The organism is Saccharopolyspora sp. NPDC045839 (genome assembly GCF_056431645.1).
Window position 1 is genome coordinate 208,392 of the sequence record NZ_JBWKKH010000009.1, and the last position, 23,208, is coordinate 231,599.

At 71.8% G+C, this 23,208-nt stretch carries 25 protein-coding genes; 23 read left to right on the forward strand and 2 right to left on the reverse strand.

Going from position 1 to position 23,208, the window contains the following annotated elements:
• Positions 1-64 precede the first annotated feature (64 nt).
• The 14 genes from AC07EQ_RS15850 to AC07EQ_RS15915 all read left to right on the forward strand — a co-directional run bounded on the left by AC07EQ_RS15850 (position 65) and on the right by AC07EQ_RS15915 (position 11,620).
• The gene (locus tag AC07EQ_RS15850; protein ID WP_478388660.1) at positions 65-454 is read left to right on the forward strand and encodes an ankyrin repeat domain-containing protein; all 390 of its coding nucleotides are present in this window, start codon (positions 65-67) and stop codon (positions 452-454) included.
• A 95-nt stretch (positions 455-549) separates the two neighbouring features.
• Positions 550-675: a hypothetical protein gene (locus tag AC07EQ_RS15855; RefSeq protein WP_478388661.1), complete on the forward strand. Its 126-nt coding sequence runs from the start codon at positions 550-552 to the stop codon at positions 673-675.
• Entirely contained in the window at positions 672-995 is a 324-nt protein-coding gene (locus AC07EQ_RS15860) for a DMT family transporter (RefSeq protein ID WP_478388662.1), read from the forward strand. The genes AC07EQ_RS15855 and AC07EQ_RS15860 overlap by 4 nt, the downstream gene beginning before the upstream one ends.
• 601 nt (positions 996-1,596) lie before the next feature.
• Positions 1,597-3,414: a RiPP maturation radical SAM C-methyltransferase gene (locus AC07EQ_RS15865; RefSeq protein WP_478388663.1), complete on the forward strand. Its 1,818-nt coding sequence runs from the start codon at positions 1,597-1,599 to the stop codon at positions 3,412-3,414.
• Complete coding sequence (locus tag AC07EQ_RS15870; protein ID WP_478388664.1) at positions 3,411-4,010, forward strand: DUF5825 family protein; 600 nt, start codon at positions 3,411-3,413, stop codon at positions 4,008-4,010. Before AC07EQ_RS15865 ends, AC07EQ_RS15870 begins: the two co-directional genes overlap by 4 nt.
• 24 nt (positions 4,011-4,034) lie before the next feature.
• Positions 4,035-5,249, forward strand: a complete 1,215-nt coding sequence (locus AC07EQ_RS15875; RefSeq protein WP_478388665.1) for an MFS transporter — start codon at positions 4,035-4,037, stop codon at positions 5,247-5,249.
• Positions 5,250-5,345: 96 nt separating this feature from the next.
• Positions 5,346-5,864 carry a toxin-antitoxin system HicB family antitoxin gene (locus AC07EQ_RS15880; protein ID WP_478388666.1) on the forward strand — a complete coding sequence of 173 codons (519 nt, stop codon included), beginning with the start codon at positions 5,346-5,348 and terminating at the stop codon, positions 5,862-5,864.
• 74 nt (positions 5,865-5,938) lie between these two features.
• Positions 5,939-6,799, forward strand: a complete 861-nt coding sequence (locus AC07EQ_RS15885; RefSeq protein ID WP_478388667.1) for a DUF4097 family beta strand repeat-containing protein — start codon at positions 5,939-5,941, stop codon at positions 6,797-6,799.
• A gap of 233 nt (positions 6,800-7,032) precedes the next feature.
• Positions 7,033-8,205 (forward strand): cytochrome P450, encoded by a 1,173-nt coding sequence (locus AC07EQ_RS15890; RefSeq protein WP_478388668.1) that lies wholly within the window; start codon positions 7,033-7,035, stop codon positions 8,203-8,205.
• Positions 8,206-8,310: 105 nt separating this feature from the next.
• Positions 8,311-8,745, forward strand: a complete 435-nt coding sequence (locus AC07EQ_RS15895) for a type III secretion system chaperone family protein (RefSeq protein ID WP_478388669.1) — start codon at positions 8,311-8,313, stop codon at positions 8,743-8,745.
• 42 nt (positions 8,746-8,787) lie between these two features.
• Positions 8,788-9,030, forward strand: coding sequence for a hypothetical protein (locus AC07EQ_RS15900; RefSeq protein ID WP_478388670.1), 243 nt, complete (start codon positions 8,788-8,790; stop codon positions 9,028-9,030).
• A gap of 201 nt (positions 9,031-9,231) precedes the next feature.
• A complete protein-coding gene (locus tag AC07EQ_RS15905) occupies positions 9,232-9,687 on the forward strand; it encodes a MarR family winged helix-turn-helix transcriptional regulator (RefSeq protein ID WP_478388671.1) in 456 nt (151 codons plus the stop codon).
• Between the two features lie 6 nt (positions 9,688-9,693).
• The gene (locus AC07EQ_RS15910) at positions 9,694-10,446 is read left to right on the forward strand and encodes a protein phosphatase 2C domain-containing protein (RefSeq protein WP_478388672.1); all 753 of its coding nucleotides are present in this window, start codon (positions 9,694-9,696) and stop codon (positions 10,444-10,446) included.
• Between the two features lie 121 nt (positions 10,447-10,567).
• Positions 10,568-11,620, forward strand: coding sequence for a hypothetical protein (locus tag AC07EQ_RS15915; protein WP_478388673.1), 1,053 nt, complete (start codon positions 10,568-10,570; stop codon positions 11,618-11,620).
• 205 nt (positions 11,621-11,825) lie between these two features.
• Here the strand turns inward: AC07EQ_RS15915 and AC07EQ_RS15920 are convergent, their stop codons facing one another.
• Positions 11,826-12,713: a DUF72 domain-containing protein gene (locus tag AC07EQ_RS15920; RefSeq protein ID WP_478388674.1), complete on the reverse strand. Its 888-nt coding sequence runs from the start codon at positions 12,711-12,713 to the stop codon at positions 11,826-11,828.
• Between the two features lie 191 nt (positions 12,714-12,904).
• Positions 12,905-14,068: a cytochrome P450 family protein gene (locus tag AC07EQ_RS15925; protein WP_478388675.1), complete on the reverse strand. Its 1,164-nt coding sequence runs from the start codon at positions 14,066-14,068 to the stop codon at positions 12,905-12,907.
• Between the two features lie 140 nt (positions 14,069-14,208).
• Between AC07EQ_RS15925 and AC07EQ_RS15930 the strand changes: the two genes are divergently transcribed.
• From AC07EQ_RS15930 to AC07EQ_RS15970, 9 genes are all read left to right on the forward strand, one after another.
• Positions 14,209-15,150, forward strand: coding sequence for a phosphate/phosphite/phosphonate ABC transporter substrate-binding protein (locus AC07EQ_RS15930; RefSeq protein WP_478388676.1), 942 nt, complete (start codon positions 14,209-14,211; stop codon positions 15,148-15,150).
• A 157-nt stretch (positions 15,151-15,307) separates the two neighbouring features.
• Entirely contained in the window at positions 15,308-16,039 is a 732-nt protein-coding gene (locus tag AC07EQ_RS15935; protein WP_478388677.1) for a GntR family transcriptional regulator, read from the forward strand.
• Positions 16,036-16,452, forward strand: a complete 417-nt coding sequence (locus AC07EQ_RS15940; protein ID WP_478388678.1) for a phosphonate C-P lyase system protein PhnG — start codon at positions 16,036-16,038, stop codon at positions 16,450-16,452. The genes AC07EQ_RS15935 and AC07EQ_RS15940 overlap by 4 nt, the downstream gene beginning before the upstream one ends.
• Positions 16,452-17,036 (forward strand): phosphonate C-P lyase system protein PhnH, encoded by a 585-nt coding sequence (phnH, locus tag AC07EQ_RS15945; RefSeq protein ID WP_478388679.1) that lies wholly within the window; start codon positions 16,452-16,454, stop codon positions 17,034-17,036. Before AC07EQ_RS15940 ends, phnH begins: the two co-directional genes overlap by 1 nt.
• Positions 17,036-18,196 (forward strand): carbon-phosphorus lyase complex subunit PhnI, encoded by a 1,161-nt coding sequence (locus tag AC07EQ_RS15950; RefSeq protein WP_478388680.1) that lies wholly within the window; start codon positions 17,036-17,038, stop codon positions 18,194-18,196. The genes phnH and AC07EQ_RS15950 overlap by 1 nt, the downstream gene beginning before the upstream one ends.
• Positions 18,193-19,971, forward strand: coding sequence for an alpha-D-ribose 1-methylphosphonate 5-phosphate C-P-lyase PhnJ (locus AC07EQ_RS15955; protein ID WP_478388681.1), 1,779 nt, complete (start codon positions 18,193-18,195; stop codon positions 19,969-19,971). Before AC07EQ_RS15950 ends, AC07EQ_RS15955 begins: the two co-directional genes overlap by 4 nt.
• 8 nt (positions 19,972-19,979) lie before the next feature.
• On the forward strand, positions 19,980-20,714 hold the full coding sequence (locus AC07EQ_RS15960) for an ATP-binding cassette domain-containing protein (RefSeq protein WP_093262095.1): 735 nt from the start codon (positions 19,980-19,982) through the stop codon (positions 20,712-20,714).
• A gap of 283 nt (positions 20,715-20,997) precedes the next feature.
• Complete coding sequence (locus tag AC07EQ_RS15965; protein WP_478388682.1) at positions 20,998-22,182, forward strand: alpha-D-ribose 1-methylphosphonate 5-triphosphate diphosphatase; 1,185 nt, start codon at positions 20,998-21,000, stop codon at positions 22,180-22,182.
• The gene (locus AC07EQ_RS15970) at positions 22,179-22,988 is read left to right on the forward strand and encodes an inositol monophosphatase family protein (protein ID WP_478388683.1); all 810 of its coding nucleotides are present in this window, start codon (positions 22,179-22,181) and stop codon (positions 22,986-22,988) included. The genes AC07EQ_RS15965 and AC07EQ_RS15970 overlap by 4 nt, the downstream gene beginning before the upstream one ends.
• Positions 22,989-23,208: the final 220 nt, after the last annotated feature.

Sequence of the window (23,208 nt, forward strand, 5' to 3'; positions counted from 1 at the left end):
AAGTCGTGGCCGCCGTTCCTGTTCCGGAACCGGAATTCCCAGACGTGATCAGGAAGAGCTGCTGATGAGCCACGGTGGACTGACCCCGGAGCAGACCGAGCGCGTCGTGGCGATCGCCATGGACCTGGCCCGGGAGGGCGAAACCGCGCAGCTCGCGGAGTTCGTCGACCACGGACTCCCGGTCGACGTGGCCGACCAGGGCGGCAACACCCTGCTCATGCTCGCCGCCTACCACGGGCACGCCGCAACCGTGCGCGCGCTGCTCGACCGCGGCGCGAATCCCGACCTGCGCAACGAGCGCGACCAGGCGCCCATCGCCGGTGCGCTGTTCAAGGGCGCAGATGAGGTGGTGGCCGTGCTCCGCGAGGCCGGCGCGGACCTCGACGCGGGGACGCCCAGCGCGCGGGCCGCCGCCACCATGTTCGGCCGGGAGCAGCACCTCCTCGCCGACTGAAATGCGACCTCGTCGCAAAGCGGTACCTGCGGGACTTCTTCGCCGGGCACTTCTCGGTCGAGGACGTCACCTTCATCAACTCCGAACTCACCAACGTGCTGGTCGATCCGCAGATCGAGCACCTCGCGGAGCAGCAGCGGGCCTCGGCGACGTCGGCGGAGCAGCGGGTGGACGCGGTCGTCGCGGAACTGTCGGCGCGACGCGCGGGAGGCGCGCGGTGAACTGGCTGCTGCTGATCGCGGCGGGACTGGTCGAAGTGGCTTGGGCGCAGAGCATCAAGCCCACCGAGAACTTCACCAAGCCGCTGCCGACGCTGCTGTGCCTCGTGCTCTGCGCTGCCGCCGTCTACCTGCTGTCGCGGGCGATGAACACGGTGCCGGTCTGCACGGCGTACCTGGTCTTCACCGGGATCGGGGCGGCGGGGGCGCTCGTGCTCGGCATCCTCCTCTACCGGGATCCCGTCAGCCTCGGGCGGATCCTCGCGCTCGCGCTGATCGTGGGCGGTGTCGCGCTCGCCAGGGTGAGCGAGACGGCCCAGTAGAACCGGACACGGCCGGCGACGTGCGCGAGTCGTCGGCCGCTACCGGTAGCTATGTGGCGACCGCGTGCAGACCTGCTGCTTCGAGCATCCGGATTCCGAATCCCTCCGAACCTCGTTGGCGCGGCCGGTTTTCCGGTGACCAATCGACGGCGACCCCGGCGAACTGGGGATTCGCCTGGGAATCCGCATCAGCACAGATGGTCGCACTGTTCCAGAACCGGTAGCCCGCAATGCCGACAATGGGACTAAACCCATCCGGCGATCGGTCTTCGCTCCCGCTCTTCGATGGGAAAACCGAGAAAACTGCGCGTGATTCGCATTCTCCGTCCGGGGCGATCGGGTGAATTCCGGCTTGCGCGCGGTGCCCGGCGGTCGGCATCGTTGGGCGACTCGGGCCTTGTCCTAGGGGAGGACATCGTTTCGGCCGACGGGTTATCGGGGGAGGGGGTGAAGTCTGTGAAGAAGACGACCGTGCACAACGACCCGAAGGCGATCGGCGGGACCGGCACCTCGGGGGTGCGGGTTTCGAAGTGACGCCGGCGGGGCCGGTGGGGTGCCGCCCCACCGGCCCTCCGGCCCGCTCGGAAGGTGACCGGATCGCATGGACGTGACACTGGTGAACATGCCGTGGGCCTCGGTCGGCTACCCGTCGCTGGCCTGCGGAATCCTGAAGACCGCCGTCGAGCGGGGTGGGGCGAACCGCGTTCGGGTGGTCGACGCGAACCTCGACTTCTTCGACTGGATGCACCAGAACCTGGGCACCCGGCTGCGCGAGTACGACTTCTTCTCGCTGGACTCCTACTTCGAGGGCTGCGGGGACTGGGTCTTCACCGCCGCCCTGCACGGGGTGCGCGGCTGGCGCGCCGCGGAGTTCCGGGAGGCGATGACCGGGCGCATCGACGCGGACCGGCTGGAGCTGTGCCTGCGGCTGCACGACCTAGTGCCCGACTGGATCTCGGCCTACGCCAAGGAAATCGCCGACACCGCGGGCGGCCTGATCGGGTTCACCACCACGTTCCAGCAGAACACCGCTTCGCTGGCGCTGGCCCGCGAGCTCAAGCAGCTGGACCCCGCGTCGCGAATCGTGTTCGGCGGCGCCAACTGCGACGGCCCGCAGGGCGCCGCCTGGCACCGCAACTTCGAGTTCGTCGACTTCGTCGTGCGCGGGGAAGGGGAACTCGCGCTGCCCGCGCTGGTCGAACACCTCGACCGCGGCGGTGACCCGGCGCGCATACCGGGTCTGTGCTGGCGGGACGGCTCCGGCGAGCACGTCAACGAGCTGACCGCCGCGCCGCTGCCGCCGGCGCAGATCGCGGCCCCGGACTTCGACGGCTACCTGGAGCGGTTCGCCGGGTGCGCCGCCGCGTCCGAGACCGAGCCCAAGCTCGTGGTGGAGGGCGCCCGCGGCTGCTGGTGGGGCGAGAAGCACCACTGCACGTTCTGCGGGCTCAACGGGTCGTTCATGCAGTTCCGCAGCAAGAGCCCGGACCGCTTCCACGACGAGCTGGTCGGTCTCGCCGAGCGGTACCGGGTGCTGGACATGTACCTGGTGGACAACATCCTCGACATGGAGTACCTGCGCACCGTGCTGCCCCGGCTCGAAGCCGCCGGCTACGACCTGCGGTTGCAGTGCGAGATCAAGGCGAACCTGCGCTTCGACCAGCTGCGCCAGCTGGTGCGGGCCGGGGTGGTCCAGGTGCAGCCCGGCATCGAGAACCTCAGCAGCCGGGTGCTGCGGCTGATGGACAAGGGCGTGGACGGGTGCCAGAACGTGCGGTTGCTGCGGGACGCGCGGTCGCTGGGGCTCACGGTGATGTGGAACTACCTGTACGGATTCCCCGGCGAGCTCGACTCCGACTACGCGTCCGTCGTCGGGCAGCTCCCGGCCCTGAGTCACCTGCCGCCGATGGACGGGGCCGGCCGCATCGCCCTGGAGCGCTTCAGCCCCTACTTCGACGACCCGGCGCTGGGCTTCGCGGCGCGGGAACCCGACCCGCAGTACTTCCTGAACTACGACCTGCCCGCCGAGGAACTGCGCGACCTCGCCTACCTGTTCAGCACCGAGCCCGCCGGTATCGGCGGCCGCGCGGAGGCCGAGCTGCTGGCGGCGGTGGCCGCGTGGACCGAGCACCACCCGACGAGCGTGCTGGAGCACGTGGAGCTGGACGGCGAGGTGGTCGTGATCGACGACCGGCCCGGATTCGGCCCGGACGAGCACGTGCTGACCGGCGCCGATGCGGAGCTGTTCCGGGCGTTGGAACGGCCGCGCTCGCTGCCGAACCTGGAGTCCGGGTTCGGGCCGCAGGTGCGCGACCGGCTCGACCTCTGGCGGCATCGGGGCCTGCTCTTCACCGACGACGGCCGCTACGTCCACGTGGTGCCGCAGGCCAACAACCAGCAATTGCTCCAGATCGGATGACTGCGAGGCAGCAGGTGCAGATCGAGTTGTTCCGCCACTACCTGGGCGCTCTGGGCGATGAATCCCTTGGCCTGCAAGCGGTTTCCGCGGACCCGGTCGGCCAGGCGCGCCGGCTGTTCGACGGCGGGGTGCGCAAGGTCGTGTTCACCGCACCGGTCCGGCTCGACGAGCCGGGGTCCCGCGGCGCGCTCGACCTGCTGCGGGAACTGGCCGCGTGGGGCGTGCGCTGCGAGTGGCGCGCGTCCGGCCGGCCGCCGGCCTGGCAGGCGTTCTCCCATCTGCCGCCGCCGAGCGGGGGTGCCGATCTCGACCCGTGGCGGGCGGCGTACTTCCCGGCCAAGTGCGTCTTCCGGGAAGGGCCGGGCTTCGTCCAGATCCGGGACCGGCGCAGCGGATCGCTGGAGTGCTACACGGTGGACGAACCCGACCTGATCGCGGCCATCCGCAGGCTCGCGGCCGGCACCGACCCGGACGCGTGCGACCCGGCCGCCACCTCGTTGTTCGCCGAGCACGGCCTGCTGGTCCGCGCGGGCGGGCTGCGCTGGTGGGCGCCGGCCCGGCTGCGGCGCTGGCCGGTGCCCGCGATGGTGGTCTGAACGGCGCGGGGAGGCGGCTTGCGGATGAGTGGTCCGGCAGCGGGGGTGCGTTCCCGGCCGTTCGGGCTCCTGCTCGCTGCTTGGGCCGTTTCGTCGGTCGGCGACGGGATCCGGGCTGCGGCGCTGCCCTTGTTCACGGCGGTGAGCACGCGCGATCCGGTGGCCGTTTCGGCGGTTGCGGCGGCGACCGTGCTGCCGTGGCTGCTGGTCGCCTTGCCCGCGGGCGCGATGGTCGACCGGTGGCGGCCCCGGCACGCGCTGATCTGCGCGCACGCCTTCCGCTGCGCCGTCACGTTCGCGCTGGCCGGCCTGATCCACACCGGCAACGCCGGGCTGCCCGCGTTGCTGGTGTGCGGTTTCCTGCTCAGCAGCGCGGAAACGTTCGCCGATTCGGCGGCGCAGACGCTGCTGGTGTCGTTGGCCGGACGGGCGGAGCTGGAACGCGCCAACGGGCGGTTCGTCAGCGTGGAGACCGCCGGTGTCGAGATCGCGGGCCCGCTGGCGGCGGCGGCGCTGTTCGCGTGGGATCCCGCGCTGTGCTTCGCGGCGAACGCGCTCGCGCTGGGGCTGGCGCTGCTCCTGGTGATCGCCGTGCCCGGCCAGGCGGCCCCGCCCCAGGATCGCGAAGCGACGTCGTTGCGCGCGGAAGTGCTTGCGGGGCTGCGCTTCCTGGTGCGCAGCCCGGGCTTGCGCGCGGTCGTCGGCGTCGTCGGCGTGACCGCGCTGCTCACCAGCGGTGTCAACGCGGTGGCGTTCCTGTTCGCGATCGAGTCGCTGCGCCTGCCCGCGGCGTCCGTGCCGACGCTGCTGGTCTGCACCGCGATCGGCACGCTGCTGGCCGCCCCGGTCGCGTCCCGGCTGGCCGGCCGGCTGGGCGGCGGATCGGTGATGATCGGCGCTTTGTTCGTGCTGGCCGCGGGAATCGCGCTGCTCGGTGTGGTGCGGGCACCGGGCGGAGCGTGGGTCGCGTACTTCGTCATGGGGCTGGGCGCGGGCGCGTGGAACGTGCTGTCCGCGGCCAACCGCCAGCGCCTCACGCCGCGCCCGATGATGGGCCGGGTGACCAGCGCGCACCGGGTGCTCGCCTGGGGCCTGATGCCACTGGGTGCCGCGCTCGCCGGGCCGCTCGCCGAAGTCACGTCGCTGCGCGCGGTGATCCTCGGCGCGGCGTTGCTGACGGCCGCGGTGGCCATCGCCGCCGCGCCGCGCCTGCGCGGCGTCAGCCAGCCGAAACGCTGATCGTTCTCGGCCGTGGACCGGCCCGCGCCGCGTCGTGTGGCGCGCCGAGTGCCATGGGTGGTTGCATTGGTGCCATCATGATGCCATGATGGTGCCATGGATATTGGGGTGTATGTCGACGGCATCCGGCGGGAGCTGGCCGTCGCCGCCGAAGTCGGTGGTGACGATGCCCGGGAGCTCGCCGAGCGGCTCACGACGCCATTGGAGTCCGCCCTCCGGCTGACGCTGCTGGACGCGTTGTCCTCGGCTGCCGACGAGATCACCCGAGAGCTCGCGCCGGGGTCGGTGGACCTGCGGTTCCGCAGCGGGGAAGCGGAGTTCGTCGTGACGGCGCCACCATCGGTGGTGGCCCACGGCGAGGCGGCCGACGGCGGCGAGAGCGCGCCGGCGGAGGTCCGGCCGGTCCTGGAGGCCGACGAAGGTGCCATGTCGCGGATCAACGTCCGGATGCCCGAAAGGCTCAAGGCCCGCGTCGAGGAAGCGGCCGGGCGAGAAGGCCTGTCGGTCAACGCGTGGCTCGTCCGGGCCGCCGCCGCCGCGGTGGAACCCGCCGAGCGGCCCGCCGGGCGCGGCACCGGCCGGCGCGGACAGCGCTACACCGGGTGGGCGCGCTAGCGGCGCGCTCCGACCCGTACACCACACGTCCTACCAGCGAGGACGCTCACCGAACACGATCTGAGGGGACAGTCATGCCAACTTTCGACACTCCGGAACCGATTTCCGCCACGATCGACGTCGTCATGGGCGACGTGCGGATCGTCGCCGCCGACCGGGCCGACACCGTCGTCGACGTGCGACCGACCGACCCGTCCCGGAAGGCCGACGTGCGGGCGGTGGAACTGACCCGCGTCGAGTTCTCCGATGGCGAGCTGGTGGTCAAGACGGAGAAGCGGTGGCGGCACTACGGCCCGCGCGACGGCGGATCGGTCGAGGTGCTGATCGAGCTGCCGACCGGGTCGCGGGTGCGCGGCGAGTCGGCGCAGGGGGACTTCCGCGGCGAGGGGCGGCTCGGCGAGTGCCGGGTCCGGACCTCGGTCGGCGCCATCCGGCTCGACACCACCGGCCCGCTGAACGCGAAGTCCGCCACCGGCGCGGTCGCCGTCGACCGCGTGGCGGGCCCGGCCGAGGCCGCCACCGGGTCGGGCGAGCTGCGGATCAGGCGGGTCGACGGTGCCGGGGTGTTCAAGAACTCCAACGGGGAGACCCGGATCGGCGAGATCGGCGGTGAAGCGCGGTTGAGCGCGGCCAACGGCAGCATCACCGTCGAGAAGGCGCGCGACTCCGTCCGGGCCAAGACCGCCAACGGCGACATCCGGATCGGCGAAGTCGCGCGCGGCACGGTCGAGCTGGACGTGTCGGTGGGGGAGCTGGAGGTCGGCGTCCGGGAAGGGACCGCCGCGTACCTGGACCTGAACACCACGATCGGTCGCGTGCACAACTCGCTGGACAGCGTCGACGCGCCGGGAGACGCGGAGGAGACCGTCGAGGTCCGCGCCAGCACCGTGAGCGGTGACATCATCGTGCGCCGCTCCTCGCTCGTCGACGAATGATCGGCGAATAGACCCCGAAAAGCACCGCGCCGCCGTACTTTCCGGCGGTGACCTTCGCCAGGACCGAGGTCCTGCGCCACGATTCCGGCCCTTGCCGCGGCCGATGTTCACGCGGATGCGCCCGTGCGCTTCCTGCTGCCCTCGCTCCGGCCTGGTGCCGATCCTGATCGGACCCGCCCGTTTTCCTTTTACCCCAACGAAAGGGAAATCCCGTGATAATCGATGCTGCCCGCATGGCGGTCGACCCGCAGCACTTCTGGCTGCGCGGCGAGAAACCGGCGAGCCCGGTCGACTTCGACGAAGAGCGAGGCGTGTGGAACGTCCACGGCCACCCGGAGACGGTCGCGGTCCTCAGCGATCCGAAGACGTTCTCCTCCGACATCACGCGGGTCATGCCGATCGAGCTGGACCCGGCTTTCCTGGAGGGTGACCTGACGCAGATGGATCCGCCGCAGCACCGCAAGCTGCGTCAGCTGGTCAGCCACGCGTTCACCCCGAAGATCGTGGCCGACCTCGAACCGCGGATCGCCGCACTGACGCACGAACTGCTCGACGAGGTGGCCGGCCGGGACCGGTTCGAGCTCGTCGCGGATCTCGCCTACCCGCTGCCCGTGATCGTCATCGCCGAGCTGCTGGGCGTGCCCAGCAGCGACCGGGATCTCTTCCGGGAATGGGTGGAGGAGCAGCTCAGCGGTGGCCAGCAGCTCTCGGTCTCCGCCCAGGGCGAGGAGCAGCTGCGCGAGATGAACGCATCGCTGGATAGCATGCGGCAGATCTACGACTACATCCTCGAGCACGCTGCGGAGCGGCGTCGGAACCCCCGCGAGGACCTGCTGACCCAGCTGGTGCAGGCGGAGATCGACGGCGAACGGCTCACCGACAACGAGATCGCGAACTTCGCCAACCTCCTGCTGGCCGCCGGGCACATCACCACCACGATGCTGCTGGGCAACACGGTGATGTGCCTGGACGCGCACCCTGAGCAGGCGGCGCGGGTGCGCGCGGACCGCGCGCTGGTGCCGGGCGCGATCGAGGAATCGCTGCGCCTGCTGACCCCGTTCGCGCTCACCTACCGGGCGACGATGACCGAGACGGAGGTCGGCGGCCGGCGGGTGCCCGCGGACCAGGTGCTCTCGGTGTGGCTCGGGGCGGCCAACCGCGACGGCCGGGTGTTCGCCGATCCGGACGCCTTCGACCCGGCCCGCGACCCCAACCCGCACATCGCGTTCGGGCGCGGCATCCACTTCTGCCTGGGCGCGCCGCTGGCCCGGCTGGAGGGCCGGATCGCGATGAACATCCTGCTGGACCGCTTCCCGGTGCTGCGCACGGATCCGGCGAACCCGCCGGTCCTCATGCCGGGCACGGACATGATCGGCGCGACTTCGCTGCCCTTGCTCACCGAATAACGCGTTCGGCTGCTCCCGGCCGGAAAAGGGTCGGCGCGGTGGGGCGGCGTGGCAAGATCGCCGTCGAAATCCATGCCGGTTCGCGGCCGATTGCTGGGAGGAATCGTGGCGACCTGGGAAGACCTTCTCGAATTCGTCCGGACCGAATACCGGGTCGTCCCCGGTGAGGCGGAGGAAGGCGAGCCCGAGTACCGGATCATCGAGGACAGCGAGGACGAGATCCGGCTCCTCGTCGAGTACGAGGACGACCGGAGTCAGATCGTCATCGTCTGCCACGAGCGGCTCGACGGCCGCGAGGACTGGGTGCAGGTCGTGTCGGTGATCGGCCTGGCCGAGACCGTCAACCTGCGGAAACTGCTGGAAGAGCTGGGACAGACCTCGGTCGTGTGCGGGGCGCTGATCATCGGGGACCACGTCGTGCTCCGGCATTCGCTGCCGCTGCTGAACCTCGACATCAACGAGTTCACCGATCCGCTGAACTTCGTCGCGGAAACCGCGGATCATCTCGAAGAGCTCTTCTTCCGCAACGACGACCATTGACCCGTTTCGAGCATTTCGGGGCTTTTGGGGTTGAATGGGGGAATGGGATTCTTCCAGAACTCGAAAGCCGATCTCGGCGCGATGGCCGCCGCCGCTCTCGAAGCGGAGCGGCGGCGGTTCACCGTTCGCCTGGTCGCGCTGCCCGGTAGCAAGGACGACGCGATCGATCCGTGGTCGGAGCGGATCGAGGCGATCGAGGGCGAGGGCTGGGAGCTCGACCGGTTCTCGGTGGTGCCGAACGAGAAGGGCTGGGTCGAGGCGTACGTGCTGTTCAAGCGGAGCTGAGCGGCCCGATCCGTTGGGCGGGTGCGGGTTTCGTCCCGATCGCGGTGGCCGGCAGGTCGGTGCTGACCGGGGTGCCCTGGCGGCGCGAGTCGGCGCAAGGCGTGCACGGGTAGTTGCAGGCGCGCGATCAATGCTTGCACACGCTTCATAACCGCGCAAGCTGCTATAGTCGTAGGAGGTACGCATCACGGGAGGTGTGCGGTGGGGATCGCCGACGATGCCGTCGAGATTCGGGCGCACGGCTGGCGCACGCTCGCCGCGCTCCACGGGGCGCTCGAAACCGCGCTGGAGAAGGCGCTGCAGGCCGGGCACGGGCTGTCGGTCGTCGAGTACACCGTCCTGGACGCCCTGAGCAGGCAGGACGGCTGGCACATGCGGATGCAGCAGCTCGCCCGCGCCACGGCGCTCAGCGGCAGCGCGACCACCCGGCTGGTCAACCGGCTGGAAGACCGCGAGCTGCTCACCCGGGTCCTGTGCAAGGACGACCGCCGCGGCATCTACACGGAGCTGACCGACGCGGGCCGGGCCCTGTGGGAGCAGGCCCGCCCCACCCACGACGAAGCCCTGGAGAAGGCGCTGGTCGAAGCCGAGCAGGTCCCGGAGCTCGCGCCGCTGGTGGCGGCGCTGCACAACCTGCCGCAGCGGCCCGGCGGCTGACCGGGCGTGCGGGCGACGCAGGCGACGATCGCCACGCCCGGCCGGCCGAACGAGGACTACCTGACCACCGGGCCCGATTGGGCGTTCGTCCTCGACGGCGCGACTGCTCCGTCCGGAGTGGACAGTGGCTGCGTGCACGACGTGCCCTGGCTGGTACGTCGGCTCGGAGGCGAGCTGGCGCAGCGGCTGGCGGCGTCGGACGGGACAGCCGCCGACCTCCTCGCCGACGCGATCCGCGCGACCTGCGCAGCGCACGCGGACACCTGCGACCTGCGAAACCCGTCGAGTCCCTCGGCGACTGCGGCGCTGCTGCGACTGCGCGGCGACGACCTGGAGTACCTCGTGCTCGCCGACAGCCCGATCGTGCTCGACGTGGCGGGCGAACCCCGGCCGATCATCGACGACCGGATCGACCACCTGCCCAGCTACACGCCCGAAGCGGTCCGTGACCTGCGGAACCGGCCGGGCGGATTCTGGGTCGCCGGCACGAAACCCGAAGCGGCGTACGAAGCCGTGCGCGGCGTGCTCCCGGCGCCCGACGTGCGCCGGGCGGTGCTGCTCACCGACGGCGCGTCCCGCTACGTGGACCGCTTCGGCCTCGGTGACTGGACCGACCTGCTGGACCTCGTGGAGCACGCCGGCCCGGCCGAGCTGCTGCGCCGGGTGCGAGCCGCGGAAGCAGCGGAAACCCCGGCGGAAAGCCGCGGGCGAAGGGGAAAACCCCACGACGACGCCACCGCGGTGTTCTTGCGGTTCTGAGCCCGCCACGATCCGGGCGCGGGTCTGCTCTGTTCGAGCGGAAATCCGCTTGAACGGTTCCGCCGCGCCGGACGCCCGGTACTGAATTGGGGAGTGCAGCCCAGTGCGTGGAGGACGCCGGATGAATCGTGAGCAGCGTGGTGTCGTCAAGGCGGTGTCGGTGATCGCGGCGGCGCTCTGGATCGTGCTCGGATTGCGTTTCGGCTGGCCAGCGTGGCTGTGGCTGGCGCTGGTCGCCGCGACGTGCGTCGCTCCGTGGGTGATCTTCTGGCGGTACCGGCGCTGGCAGGACCAGAAGCTCGCGGCGGAGTCGCCGGTCATCGAAGCCGCCGAACCGCGGGAGCGCCCGCAAGCGACCGAGCGGTCATTATCGGACCTGCCGATGCGAAGCGCGCACCCGGACTACAAGTTCTTGTTCTCCGGCAAGGTGTTCTGGTACTCGAAGCCGGACGCGCCGGGGCTGCCGCACGCCGACCCCGGCGGGCTGGCCATCGACCTGATCCTGGAGCAGGCCGCTCACTTCGTGGCGGAAGTGCCGCCGGACGAGGGCGCGCTCGCGCAGTACCGGCTGAACGCCGCGCTCGGCGTGGAACGCTCCGATCCATCCGGGCGCGTGGCGGCCTGGGCCGGCGACGTGCGGCTCGAACTGCCCGACTCCGACGCGGACACGCTGCGTCGCCTCGCCGAGGCGCGCAAGCAGGAAGAGCTCTGGGAACGCGCGCGGAAACACGAGCGCGAGAAGCGCGCCTACCTGGCCGAAGACGTGCTGAAGGATCCCGGCAGCGCGCTGGTCTGGTGGTTGGCGAGGGAAGACGGCAACGTCGACGAGGCGGTCCGCCAGATCGCCAACCTGCGGAGGCTCACCGCCGCCGCGCACGACACCCGGATCCCGGACCCGGACCTCCATCCTCCACAGTGGATCACCGCGATGCCGGGCGACCAGCACACGATGCGCTCGTTCCGGCTGGAGGAATTCGAGGTCCAGGGCAGCAGGCCGGGCGCGTCGCAGCACGTGCTGGCCGCGATCGAAGGCCTGGCGACGGGGGAGGAGCGCGCGGCGCTCGGCCGCCGGGTGGCGGAGGTCCTGGCGTCGCACGGTCACGACGAACTGGCGGAACTGATCCGGAGCACCTTCGACGCCCGCCCGGAACTCCCGGGCCCGGAAGCACCCTGAACGTCCCCGAGGCGACCAGCCCGCCCGGCACGGTCGGCGTCAGGGCGGAGCGAACGGCCTGTTCGCTCCGTCTATGGGTGCGAACGGTCCGTTCGTTCCGGGGTGGTGGGGTTGGAGGGGGCGGAGTGAACGGCCTGTTCGCTCCGTCTATGGGTGCGAACGGTCCGTTCGCTCGGTCGGCCAGCCATCGCCGCGCGGCGTGCGTTCAGCGCCTTGCGCAGCGTTCGGCGAGGGACATCGCGTCGTGGGGTGCGTGGGCCTTCACGTCGTTGTCGAAGTAGGCGTAGACGTCTCGGCCCTTGGTCGTTCGCGCCGGGGTCGCCACCGTGTGCTCCGTTCTCGGGCACTTGCCCTCGTGCCACGACCGGATCAACTTCGCCCAGTGGTCCAGGTCCTCGGCGCTGTAGCCGCTGGCGTACAGCTCCTCGGCGCCGTGGAAGCGGAGGTAGACGAAGTCGCTCGTGACGTCCTCCAGGTGCGGCCAGGCCCCCGCCGCGTCCGCCACCACCAGGCCGATGTCGTGGCTGCGGAGCAGCTCGACCGCCTCGGCGGAGGCGAAGCCGGGATGGCGGACCTCCAGCGCGTGGCGCAGCGGCCGATCCGCGTCGGTCTCGGTGAGCGAGCGGCCCGCGAGCCGATCGTCGTGCCGAGCGGCCAGCGCAGCGGCCGCGGCGGTGCTCCGGGGGAGGAGGCGGAAGAACGCCGTCAGGCGTTCGACGTCGACGCCCAGCGACGGCGGGAGCTGCCAGAGCAGCGGCCCGAGCTTCGAGCCGAGGGCGAGAACGCCGGAGGCGAAGAAGTTCGCCAGCGGCGTTTCGGCGTCGTGGAGCCTTTTCATGTGGGTGATGTAGCGGCTTCCCTTGACCGCGAACAGGAAGTCGTCCGGGGTCTGCTCCGCCCAGCGGCGGTAGGTGTGCGGGCGTTGCAGGGAGTAGAACGACGCGTTGATCTCCGCCGAGCCGAGCCGGCCCGAGAGGTACTCCAGTTCGGCGCCGCGGCGCAGATCGCGCGGGTAGAACGGACCGTGCCAGGGGCCGTACACCCAACCGGACGTGCCGATCCGGATCCTGCGCGATGCGGAACGAGCTCGCATGACCCTTCCCACGGTACCCCTCGCGTTGCCGCACGCCGGACTACTCACCGCGGCAAAGCGCGGCACGTCGGAACGGGATTTCCAATTTTGCCTAAAATTGGGCGAACTCCACCACGCCGCCCACCTCCGGGCGGCGCCGGTAGGTTCGCGATTTTGCCTAAAATTGGACGTCCTCGGTCAGGCGGCGGTCGTCAGCGGAGAATGACCGGGAGGGTGCGGAGGCCGCGGTTGCGGAAGGAGTTCCGCCACTGCAGCTCCTCCTCCGGCACCGCCGGCGCCAGGTCCGGGAACCGGCTCAGCAGCGCGCCGAAGCCGATCTCCCCCTCCATCCGCGCCAGCGACGCCCCGAGGCAGAAGTGCGGCCCGTGGCCGAACGCCAGGTGCGGGTTGTCGGCGCGGGCGAGGTCCAGGCGCTCCGGGTCGGCGTAGCGGTCCGGGTCGTGGTGCGCCGACACCAGCGAGAGCAGCACCGTCTCCCCGGCCGGGATGGTCACGCCGCCGATCTCGACGTCGGTGACCGGGAATCGGCGGATCGCCAGCTGCGGCGGGGGATCGAACCGCAGCAATTCATCCACAGTGGCCGGTGTGACTCCGCTGCGGGCGGCGGCGAGCGCCGACGGTCGCGTCAGCAGCGCGGCGAGCCCGTTGCCCAGCAGGTTCACCGTGTTCTCGTAGCCGGCGAACAACACGAGGAACGCCGCCGACGTCAGCTCCTCCTCGCTGAGCCGGTCCTCCTCGTCGCGGAGCCCGATCAGGCTGCTGAGGAAGTCCGCGCCGGGATTCGCGCGCTTCGCCGCGATCAGTTCGAGCAGGTAGCCGTACAGCGCCTGGAGCGAATCCCGGGCCTGGTCGGGCGTCTCGGGCGCGAGCATGCCGTCGGTCCACGAGCGGAAGTCCGGCCGGTCGGCGGCGTCCACGCCGAGCAGCTCGCAGATCACCGTGATCGGCAGCGGCGCGCAGTAGGCCGGCATCAGGTCCGCTTCGCGCTGCCCGTCCAGGGCGTCCAGCAGCTCGTCGGCGATCTGCCGGACCCGCGGGCGCAGCGGCTCGATCCGGCGCGGGGCGAACGCCTTGCCGATGACGCGGCGCAGCCTCGTGTGCTCCGGCGCATCCATGTTGAGCAGGTTCGCGTCCAGCGCGGGCGGCAGCGAGAAGCCGCGGTAGCCGCCGCCGGAGTGCTTCTTGTCCAGCGACAGCCGCGCATCGGCCAGCGCCGCGCGCACGTCCGCGTAGCGGGTGACCAGCCAGATCGATGTGCCGTCCGGGGCGGTCGCGCGGTGCACGGGACCCTCCTCGCGGAGGCGGGCGTAGGTGGCGCGGGGAGCGGTGACGAAGGCGGAGTCGATCTCGATCACGGTGTCGAAGCTACGCGAGTTGTCAGGTCAGATGCGCCGGACCGTCCGCAGCCGTTCGGCTCGGCGTAACCGGGAGCCGGTCACCGCTCCACCTGGTTTCCGCACGCTGACCGCGCACCTCAGCGATGGAAGGACCTGCCATGTTCAAGACCTCCCGGCGGTTGCTCACCGTCCTCGCCTGCGCGGCGCTGCCGCTGGGCCTGACCGCCTGCGGCCCGAGCGCGGCCACCGAGCAGGGCGGCGCGCGCAACCCGGACGAGCTGGTGTTCGCCTCGATCCCGACGGAGGACTCCACCAGCCTGGAGCAGGAGTTCCGGCCGCTGATCGACATGCTGGCGAAGGAGACCGGCAAGAAGATCCGCGTGGAGAAGGCCACCGACTACGCGGCGGTCATCGAGGGCCAGCGCACCGGCAAGATCGACATCGCCATGTACGGGCCGCTGTCGTACGTGGTCGCGAAGAACAGCGGGGTGCGGATCAGCCCGCTCGGCGCCCAGGTGGAGACCAAGGGCGGGGCGCCCGGCTACCGGTCCTACGGCGTGGTCAAGGCCGATTCGCCGATCCAGCGCATCGAGGACTTCCGGGGCAAGCAGGTCTGCTTCGTCGACCCCAACTCGACCTCCGGCTACCTCTACCCGAAGGCGGCGCTGCAGAAGGTAGGCATCGACGCCGAGCGCGACGTCAAGCCGGTGCTGGCCGGGGGGCACGACGCGTCCGCGCTGGGCGTGGCCAGCGGCCAGTGCGACGCCGGGTTCGCCTACGACGCGATGGTCGACAAGCTGCTGCCGGAGAAGGGCGGCATCAAGCCCGGTGACCTGCGGGTGGTGTGGCGCTCGGAGCTGATCCCGGGCTCGCCGGCCGCGATCGCCGACGACCTCGACCCGGCCCTGAAGAGCAAGGTCGTGGAGGCGTTCGGGACCAAGGCCAACGCCGACTACCTCAAGGCGAACGGCTTCTGCACGGCGGACGACTGCGAGGTCGGCGGCTACTGGGGCTTCGTCCCGGCCGACGACGCGACGTTCAACAGCGTCCGCGACGTCTGCGCCATCACCCGCGACGAGCAGTGCACTGAAGGCAGCTGACGTACGACCGGCCGGTGGGGGACCGCAGTTTCAATTGAAACTGCGGTCCCCCACCGCTTCGGATTCGCGACAAGTGTCCGGGGTGTTCACCTTCGCGGTTCTGCGCGTTGGGGTCGGCGAAGTTGTCCGGACAAGCTCGGCGCGCAGGCTTCCGGGCGTGGTCAGAAGCCGGTACGTGGAGATAGCCGACACCCTCGCCGCCGAGCTCGCGCAGCTGCCGGCCGGCAGCCGGATCGCCGGCGAGCACGAGATCGCCGCCCGGTTCGAGGTGGGGCGGGCGGCGGCCCGCGCCGCCATGCAGGAGCTGGAACAGCGGCTGCTGGTTCGCCGGGTGCGGGGCGCCGGCACCTTCGTGAACCGGCGCATCGACTACGTGATTTCCCAGCGGCGGGCCCCGTCGTGGCACCAGACGGTGCGCGAGGCGGGTGCCGAGCCTCGCTCGGTCGTGCGCGACGTGCGGCGCGCTCCGCTGCCCGCGGCCGAGGCCGAGCTGCTGGAGCGGCCCACCGGCAGCCCGGCGAGCCTGCTGATCCGCCAGTACTACGTGGACGACCTGCTGCACGGCTGGTCGAACGAGTGGATCCCGGCCGACGTGCTGCCCGACGTCGAGATCGCGGTGCACAGCGTCGAATCGGTCGACTCGATCCTGCGCCAGATGGGCAGGGTCCGGCCGGTGCGCTCCTGGTGCCGGGTCAGCAACGCGCTGCCGGAGCCCGAGGTCGTCGCGGGCCTGGAGATCGAGTCCGGCCGCCCGGTGTGGCTGGTGGAGAGCGTCAGCCGGGACTCGGGCGCCGGGCTTCCGGTGCTGTTCAGCCGCTCTTGGTCGCGCCCAGATTCCGCCCGGATCGTCGTCGAGATGGACGGGCCGTACCAACCGGAGGACGAGTGAACAGGGAACAGCGTGCCGCGCTGCTCGCCGCGGCCGAACCGGCCGAGGTGATCGAGCTGGCCGATGCCTGCCTGGAGGCGGCGCCGCCGCCGAAGGTGCTGGTGTCGCCGGAGGTCGGCTGCGTGTCGGTGCAGGTGCGGGAACCGATCGTGCGGGACCGGTTCCTGCTCGGCGACGTGCTCGCCTGCCGCGCCGAGGTGGAGCTGGACGGGGCCCGCGGCTGGGCGATGCGGCTCGGCGACGACCGGGCCGCCGCGCTGGCCGCGGCGATCCTCGACGCCGCCGTGGAATCCGGCCGGGCGCGGGCCGAGGTCGAACAGCTCTGCGCGCGGGTCGCGGAGCGGCGGCGGCTGGCCGAGGACACCGAGTGGGCCGAACTGGCCCCGACGATCGTCGAGTTCGAGGAATTGTGATGACTGCGACCACTTCCTTGTCGCCCGAGCAGGCGCAACTGGTCTTCCGCACCGTGCTGGACGCCCTGTCCCGCCCGGGCGAGGTGCTCCGGTTCCCCGCAATTTCCATTGAAATTGGACCTTCGATTTCAATGGAAATTGCGGACCCCCGGGTTCCGGAGGCGTTGTTGCCGGTGTTGGCGCTGGCCGATCTGGATACCCCGGTGCACGTCGACGACTGCTCCGACGTCGTCCGCACCCAGACCTCCGCGCCGATCGTCGACCGCCCCACCGCGCGCCTGGCGGCGCTGCTCAGGCCCCTCGACGACCTTGCCGGGTTCCGCACCGGAAGCGCCGCCGCGCCCGAAGACTCCGCGCTGATTTCCCTTGCCGTGGAAGGTTTCGGCCATGGCACGCCACTGCGGCTGGCCGGGCCGGGCGTGCCGGGCCGCCGCGAGCTGCGCGTCGCCGGCCTGCCCGCCGACTTCGCCGCGCAGCGCCGGGATCTGATCTCCTTCCCGGCCGGTTTCGACCTGCTGCTGGTCGCCCCCGGCGGGGAGCTGGTCGGGCTGCCGCGCTCCACCCGAGTCGAGGAAGGTGCCTGATGGGATATTCCGGAGTCCGCGGCGGGATGAACGCCATCCTCGCCGCCGAGCGGCTGGTGCGCCGGTCGCGAGACCACGCCCCGGCGGAGTGGGCGAGCACCGAGCAGATCGTGCTGCGGTTCCGCCTGGCCGTCGACCGGATCATGGGCGAGGCGGGCCTGTACGACCCGCCGACCGCCGCCGACGCGTTCCGGCAGGCCGAGGGCGACGTGCTGGAAGCCGCGCACCTCGTGCGGGCGCACCGGTCGACGCTGCCGCGGCTGGCGGTCACCGAGCCCGTCGACCCGGACGAGATGGTGGTGCTGCGCCGCATCGTCCCGGCCCACCGCACCCCGGACGGCCCGCAGCTGCTGGGCCGCACCACCGACTACACCGGTCGCCTCCTGGAGCGCCCGGCCGGAGAGCAGGGCGACGATTTCGCGCGAAATCACCGTCCCGCAGGCGTGGAGAGCGACGATTTCGCGCGAAATCGTCGCGACGCCGAGCCGGCCGAGCGCACGCCGGAGCAGCGGCGCCCGCGCCGGTTCTACCAGCTGCTCCGCGACCTGGACCTGGTCGTCGAGCACGGCGAGCCGGCCGAGGACCCCGAGCCGTTCGACATCACCCGGCGGGCCGCCCGCCCGCCGGCGCCGCGCTCGGCGGTGCTCTCCAGCATGGCCCGCGCGGAGACCGGTGCGCTGGTCGGGCTCTGGTACCGGTCGATCCTCGGGCCCGACGGCGACGTCCACGAGATCACCCTCGGCGACACCCGGCACGGCCGCGTGCCGCTGCGGGTCGTGCACCCGCACACCGGGAATCCGGTGGAGATCGGGCAGATCCGGGTGACCGAGGTGGAGGGCATCGAGGACCTCGACGGCGCCGAAGAGGACCGCACCCGCTTCGACGTCGGCTACGGGCTCTGCTTCGGGCACAACGAGCGCAAGGCGATCGCGATGGCCAACCTGGACATCGCCTGGCGCCGCGCCGCGCCGGACAGCCCGCTGGAGCAGCTGCTGCTGCTCACCACCGACGGGCTGGATTCCGGCGGCTTCCTGGAGCACCTCAAGCTGCCGCACTACGTGACGTTCCGGTCCATGGTGGACCGCAAGATCGCCCGGCGGACGGCGCGGAACTCGACCGAGCCGCGCGTGCCGGAGCCGTTCGGGGAGGAGTGCCGATGACCACGGCCGTGCGGGATCTGCTGTCGGACACCGACGACAGCGCGGGGATCCTCGACGAGGGAGCGAAGCGGGAGATCCGGCGGGCCGCGCTGGTCGCGGTGTGCGTGCCCGGCTACCAGGTGCCGTTCGGCTCCCGGGAGATGCCGGTGGCCCGGGGCTGGGGGTCCGGCGGGCTGCAGGTGACGCTGGCCGTGATCGGCGAGCAGGACGTCGTGAAGGTGATCGACCAGGGCGACGACGGCGGCGTCAACGCCGTCAACCTGCGGCGCATGATCGCGGGCACCACCGGCTGCGACGCCAGCACCGACACCCGCCGGGCGACGGTCATCCAGTCGCGGCACCGGATTCCGGAGGAACGGCTGGGCCGGCAGCACGTCCTGGTGTACCAGGTGCCGGTGCCGGAGCCGCTGCGCGGCGTGCAGAAGTCGGTCGTCGAATGCGCCCGGATGCACGCCGAGAACGACTACTCGGCGATGTGGGTCAGCCTGTACGAGGACATGGTCCGCAACGGGGTGATCACCAAGTCGACCGGCTACCCGGTGCTGGTGGACGGCCGCTACGTGCTGGCGACCAGCCCGGTGCCGCGCTGGGACGTGCCGAAGCTGCACCAGTGCGAGCACCTGAACCTCTACGGCGCGGGCCGGGAGAAGCGGATCTACGCGATCCCGCCGCACACCGACGTGGTGCCGCTGACCTTCGACGACATCCCGTTCGAGGTCGAGCAGGTGCCGGGCGCCGGCTGCAAGTACTGCGGCTCGACGACCAGCTTCCTGGTCGAGGGCGGCGAGGACACCTACGTGTGCAGCGACTCGGACTGGTGCTCGCGGGTGGAGGCCGGGGACGCCGACGTGGCGGGGCACCGGCTGCCGGTGGACATGCTGCCGGAGGTGGCGTCGCGGCCGGTCGAGGTCGTCGAGGCGCCGCGCCCGGTGGACGGTCCGGAGTGGACGCTGCGCGTCGACGGCATCGGCAAGGTGTACGGGCCGGGCGGCGCGGGCGCCGTCGCGGGCACCGGTCCCGAGCACGGGACCGCGGTCAGCCCGGAGACCGGCGCCGTGGTCGCGGCCTGGGACGTGTCGTTCGACGTCGCGCCCGGTGAGGCGCTCGGGATCATCGGGGAGTCGGGTTCCGGCAAGTCGACGGCCCTGCGCTGCGTGATCGGCGACGAGCCCGCCACCGGCGGCGGCGTTTATCTGTCCAGCGTGGACGGTGGCCGGACGGACCTGCTGGGCCTGGATTCCGCGCGGCGCAGGCGGCTCCGGGTGGACACCATGGCCGTCGTCTACCAGGACCCGGCGGCCGGGCTGGACCTGCGGGTGACCGCCGGCGGCAACGTCGCGGAGCGGCTGACCGCCGCCGGGTGGCGCGGTTACCACGCGATCCGCAAGCGCGCGGCCGAGCTGCTCGACCGCGTCGAGGTGCCGCTGTCCCGCATGGACGACCCGGTGAGCACCTTCTCCGGCGGGATGCGCCAGCGCGTCCAGATCGCGAAGGCGCTGGCCACCGAGCCGCCGGTGCTGCTGCTCGACGAGCCGACCACCGGGCTCGACGCGTCGGTCGCGGCGGGCGTGCTCGACCTGCTGCGCGGGCTGCTCAGCGAGCGCGACATCGCGGCCGTGGTGGTCAGCCACGACTTCGCGGTGATCGAGGCGCTGACCGATCGCAGTCTGGTCATGCAGCTCGGCCGCGTCGTCGAGCGGGGCCTGACCGACCAGCTGTTCGCCGACCCGCACCACCCCTACACCCAGCGGCTCGTCGCCGCCGCCCGGAGGTGAGGTCCACAATGGACGCCAAGCCCGTGCTGACCGTTCGCGGCCTGCACAAGACGTTCACCCTGCACACCGTGGACGGCCGGACGGTCGTCTCGCTGCGCGGCGTCGACCTCGACGTCTCCGCCGGCGAGCACGTCGCGATCGCCGGGCCCAGCGGCGCAGGCAAGTCCAGCCTGCTGCGCTGCACGCAGCGCAGCTACCTGCCGGATTCCGGCTCGGTCGTCCTGCACACCGATGACGGGCCGGTGGAACTGACCGCGCTCCCGGATCGCGCGCTCGCCCGGCTGCGCGGCCGGCAGCTCGGCTACGTCTCGCAGTTCCTCGCCACCCCGCCGCGCACGGGGCCGCTGGAGGTCGTCGCGGCCGCGGCCCGGCGGCGCGGGCTGGACCGGGCGGAGGCGCGCGACGCGGCGGCGGAGTCGCTTCGGCGGCTGGCGCTGGACGAGGTGCTGTGGGACGTCGACTGCGGGGTCCTCTCCGGCGGAGAGCGGCAGCGGGTCAACCTCGCGGCCGGAACCGTGCGGCCGCCGCGACTGCTGCTGCTGGACGAGCCGGTTTCGGCGCTCGACCCGGCGAACCGGGAGCGCGCGCTGGAGCTGATCGCGTCGCTGACCGGCCAGGGCGTGGCGGTGCTGGCGGTGTTCCACGACCTCGACGCGATCCGGCGGCTGGCGACGCGGGTGGTGGAGATGGCCGACGGCCGGATCGTCCGCTCCGGCACGGCCGAGGAGGTGCTCGCCGCATGAGTAGCCCTGTGAACCGCACCCCAGGGGACCGTGACGCGAACCAGCCATAGGAAACCACGAAACTCGAGTTTGACCTGGCACGTAACCACAACTGTGAAGCGCGGAGAGGCGGAACGGGCATGAGTAGCCCGGTGTCAACCGCAGCCCTCCTCAACCGCACCCCAGGGGACCGTGACGCGAACCAGCCACGAGAAACCGCGAAACTCGAGTTTGACCTGGGACGTAACCACAACTGTGAAGCGCGGAGAGGCGGAACTGTGAATCGCGGAGAGGCGGACCAGTCATGAGCAGCGCGGTGGAGGAGGTCAGCTGGCCGTTGGCGGCGGCGCCGAAGGATTACGTGCTGGGGCACGTGCGCGCCGTGCTGCCGGACCGCGTCACCGACGACAGCCGGATCGTGGTGCGCGCCGGGCGCATCGAGGCGGTCGAGGACCACCCGGCGGGATCGTCCTGCGACGTCGACGGCGGCGGCCTGCTGTGCATCCCGGGCCTGATCGACGTGCACAGCGACGCGCTGGAGCGGGAGCGAATGCCGCGCCCGTCGGCGGCGCTGCCGTGGGATTTCGCCCTGCTGTCCATGGAGGGCAAGCTCACGGCGGCCGCCGTCACGACCGTGTTCCACGGCGCGGCGTTCCAGCACAAGACCTCGCGCGGGACGCAGCGCTCGATCGGCGGCGCGAGCGAGTTGTGCGAGACGGTGCGCGCCAGGGGAGCGGGTCCGGTGGACCACCGGGTGCTGTACCGGCTGGACGTGCGTTCCGCCGAAGGCGCCGCCGCCCTGCGAGCGCAACTGGACACTGTGGACGATTGCGCGCTGGTCTCGCACGAGGACCACACGCCGGGCATCGGGCAGTACGCCGACCGGCGGCAGATGGAGCGCTACCTCGTCGGCGCGGACGGGATGACGCCGGAGGAGGCGGAGCAGCACGTCACGGAGATGATCGCCGAGCGCGGCGAGCTGCTCGACGTGCGGGACGAGAACCTGGCCTGGCTGGGCGACCTCGCGCGGTCCGGGCGGATTCGGCTGCTCGGCCACGACCCCGAGTCGGCCGAGGAGATCGCCGCGCTGTGCACCAGGGGCGGCGCGGTGGCGGAGTTCCCGACCACGATGGCGGCGGCCGTCGCGGCCCGCGAGCACGGCCTACCGGTCGTGGCGGGCGCGCCGAACGTCCTCCGCGGGCACTCGCACAACGGGAACGTGTCGGCCCGGGAGCTCGCCTCGCGCGGGCTGGTCACGGCGCTGGCCTCGGACTACCTGCCGTCCGGGCTGCTGGCCGCGGTGTTCGGGCTGGCCGGTGAGCTCGGGTTGCCCGCGGCGATCGCCCTGGTGACCGCCGGGCCCGCGGCGGTCGCGGGGATCGCCGACCGGGGGCGGCTGGAACCCGGACTGCGCGCGGACCTGGCGCTGGTGGAGCCGGGGCCGAAGTGGCCGCTGGTCCGGGCCGTGCTGTCGGGAGGTGCGGCGTGATCGGATGGCCGGTGCCGGACCCGCAGATCCCGACCGCCGCGCACGCGGTGCTGGCCGAGGCGGCCAAGGCCGCGTCGGCGGCGTTCCGCGACGCCCGGGCCCGCTACGACCGGGCGCAGCTCGCCGAGACGTCCTCGATCGGCGCGGACGGCACCGCGTCGATGCGGCTGGACCTGCTGGTGGAGGCCGCGATCGCGGAGGTCGTCGAGGCGCACCGGATCAACCTGCTCAGCGAGGAGGCCGGGTTCGTCGACAGCGGCTCGGCGGTGACGCTGGTGGCCGACCCGGTGGACGGCACGGCGAACGCCGCCGCCGGGGTACCGCTGTCGGCGTTCTCGGGCGCGGTCGTGCTCGACGGGACGCCGGTGGAGGCGCTGACCTGCTGGCTGGACACCGGGCGGTGCTGGCACGCGGTCGCCGGGCAGTCGCCGGAGTTCCGCACCAGCGGCCGGCGTTCGCTCGACGGTGCGGCGGTCAGCCTGCTGCGCCCGCACGAGCGCAGCGCGGACGCGTGGTGGCGGGTGGCGAAGCGGGCGGCGCGCGTGCGGATCCTGTCCACGACGTGCCTGGAGACGATGCTGGTGGCGGAGGGCTCGACGGACGCTTTCGCCGACGCGGGCTCCGACACCCACCGCATCGTGGACCTCGTCGCGGCGATGGTGGCGCTGCCGGGAGCGGGCGGCGCGGTCCTGGACGTCCACGGCAGGCCACTGGAGGTCGACCCGGACCTCCGGCGCCGCTGGTCCGGGGTGGCGGCGGCAACGCCCGAGCTGGCGGAAGAACTCGCCGCCACCATCCGCGGCTAGGACCTCCAGCCCGCTCGAACCCGCAACGCCACATCAGTCCAGGTGAACGCGGGTCACGCAGCGCAGGAGCTGAGGAGGGGCCCGATTTTGCCTAAAATCGGGAGCTCTCCGCTCCGGATAAGCGGGCTCCCGGTTTTGCCCGAGGGAGGGGTTTCCGGTTTTGCCTAAAATTGGGCCAACTCGGCGTGTCGGGTGCCGACGCGTCCCGGCGTGTCGTGGA

Coding starts and splice junctions, on each gene's coding strand:
- AC07EQ_RS15850 (WP_478388660.1), top strand. CDS start 65: ATGAGCCACGGTGGACTGACCCCGGAGCAGACCGAGCGCGTCGTGGCG.
- AC07EQ_RS15865 (WP_478388663.1), top strand. CDS start 1,597: ATGGACGTGACACTGGTGAACATGCCGTGGGCCTCGGTCGGCTACCCG.
- AC07EQ_RS15870 (WP_478388664.1), top strand. CDS start 3,411: ATGACTGCGAGGCAGCAGGTGCAGATCGAGTTGTTCCGCCACTACCTG.
- AC07EQ_RS15875 (WP_478388665.1), top strand. CDS start 4,035: ATGAGTGGTCCGGCAGCGGGGGTGCGTTCCCGGCCGTTCGGGCTCCTG.
- AC07EQ_RS15880 (WP_478388666.1), top strand. CDS start 5,346: ATGGATATTGGGGTGTATGTCGACGGCATCCGGCGGGAGCTGGCCGTC.
- AC07EQ_RS15885 (WP_478388667.1), top strand. CDS start 5,939: ATGCCAACTTTCGACACTCCGGAACCGATTTCCGCCACGATCGACGTC.
- AC07EQ_RS15890 (WP_478388668.1), top strand. CDS start 7,033: ATGGCGGTCGACCCGCAGCACTTCTGGCTGCGCGGCGAGAAACCGGCG.
- AC07EQ_RS15900 (WP_478388670.1), top strand. CDS start 8,788: ATGGGATTCTTCCAGAACTCGAAAGCCGATCTCGGCGCGATGGCCGCC.
- AC07EQ_RS15915 (WP_478388673.1), top strand. CDS start 10,568: ATGAATCGTGAGCAGCGTGGTGTCGTCAAGGCGGTGTCGGTGATCGCG.
- AC07EQ_RS15920 (WP_478388674.1), bottom strand. CDS start 12,713: ATGCGAGCTCGTTCCGCATCGCGCAGGATCCGGATCGGCACGTCCGGT.
- AC07EQ_RS15930 (WP_478388676.1), top strand. CDS start 14,209: ATGTTCAAGACCTCCCGGCGGTTGCTCACCGTCCTCGCCTGCGCGGCG.
- phnH (WP_478388679.1), top strand. CDS start 16,452: ATGACTGCGACCACTTCCTTGTCGCCCGAGCAGGCGCAACTGGTCTTC.
- AC07EQ_RS15950 (WP_478388680.1), top strand. CDS start 17,036: ATGGGATATTCCGGAGTCCGCGGCGGGATGAACGCCATCCTCGCCGCC.
- AC07EQ_RS15955 (WP_478388681.1), top strand. CDS start 18,193: ATGACCACGGCCGTGCGGGATCTGCTGTCGGACACCGACGACAGCGCG.
- AC07EQ_RS15960 (WP_093262095.1), top strand. CDS start 19,980: ATGGACGCCAAGCCCGTGCTGACCGTTCGCGGCCTGCACAAGACGTTC.
- AC07EQ_RS15965 (WP_478388682.1), top strand. CDS start 20,998: ATGAGCAGCGCGGTGGAGGAGGTCAGCTGGCCGTTGGCGGCGGCGCCG.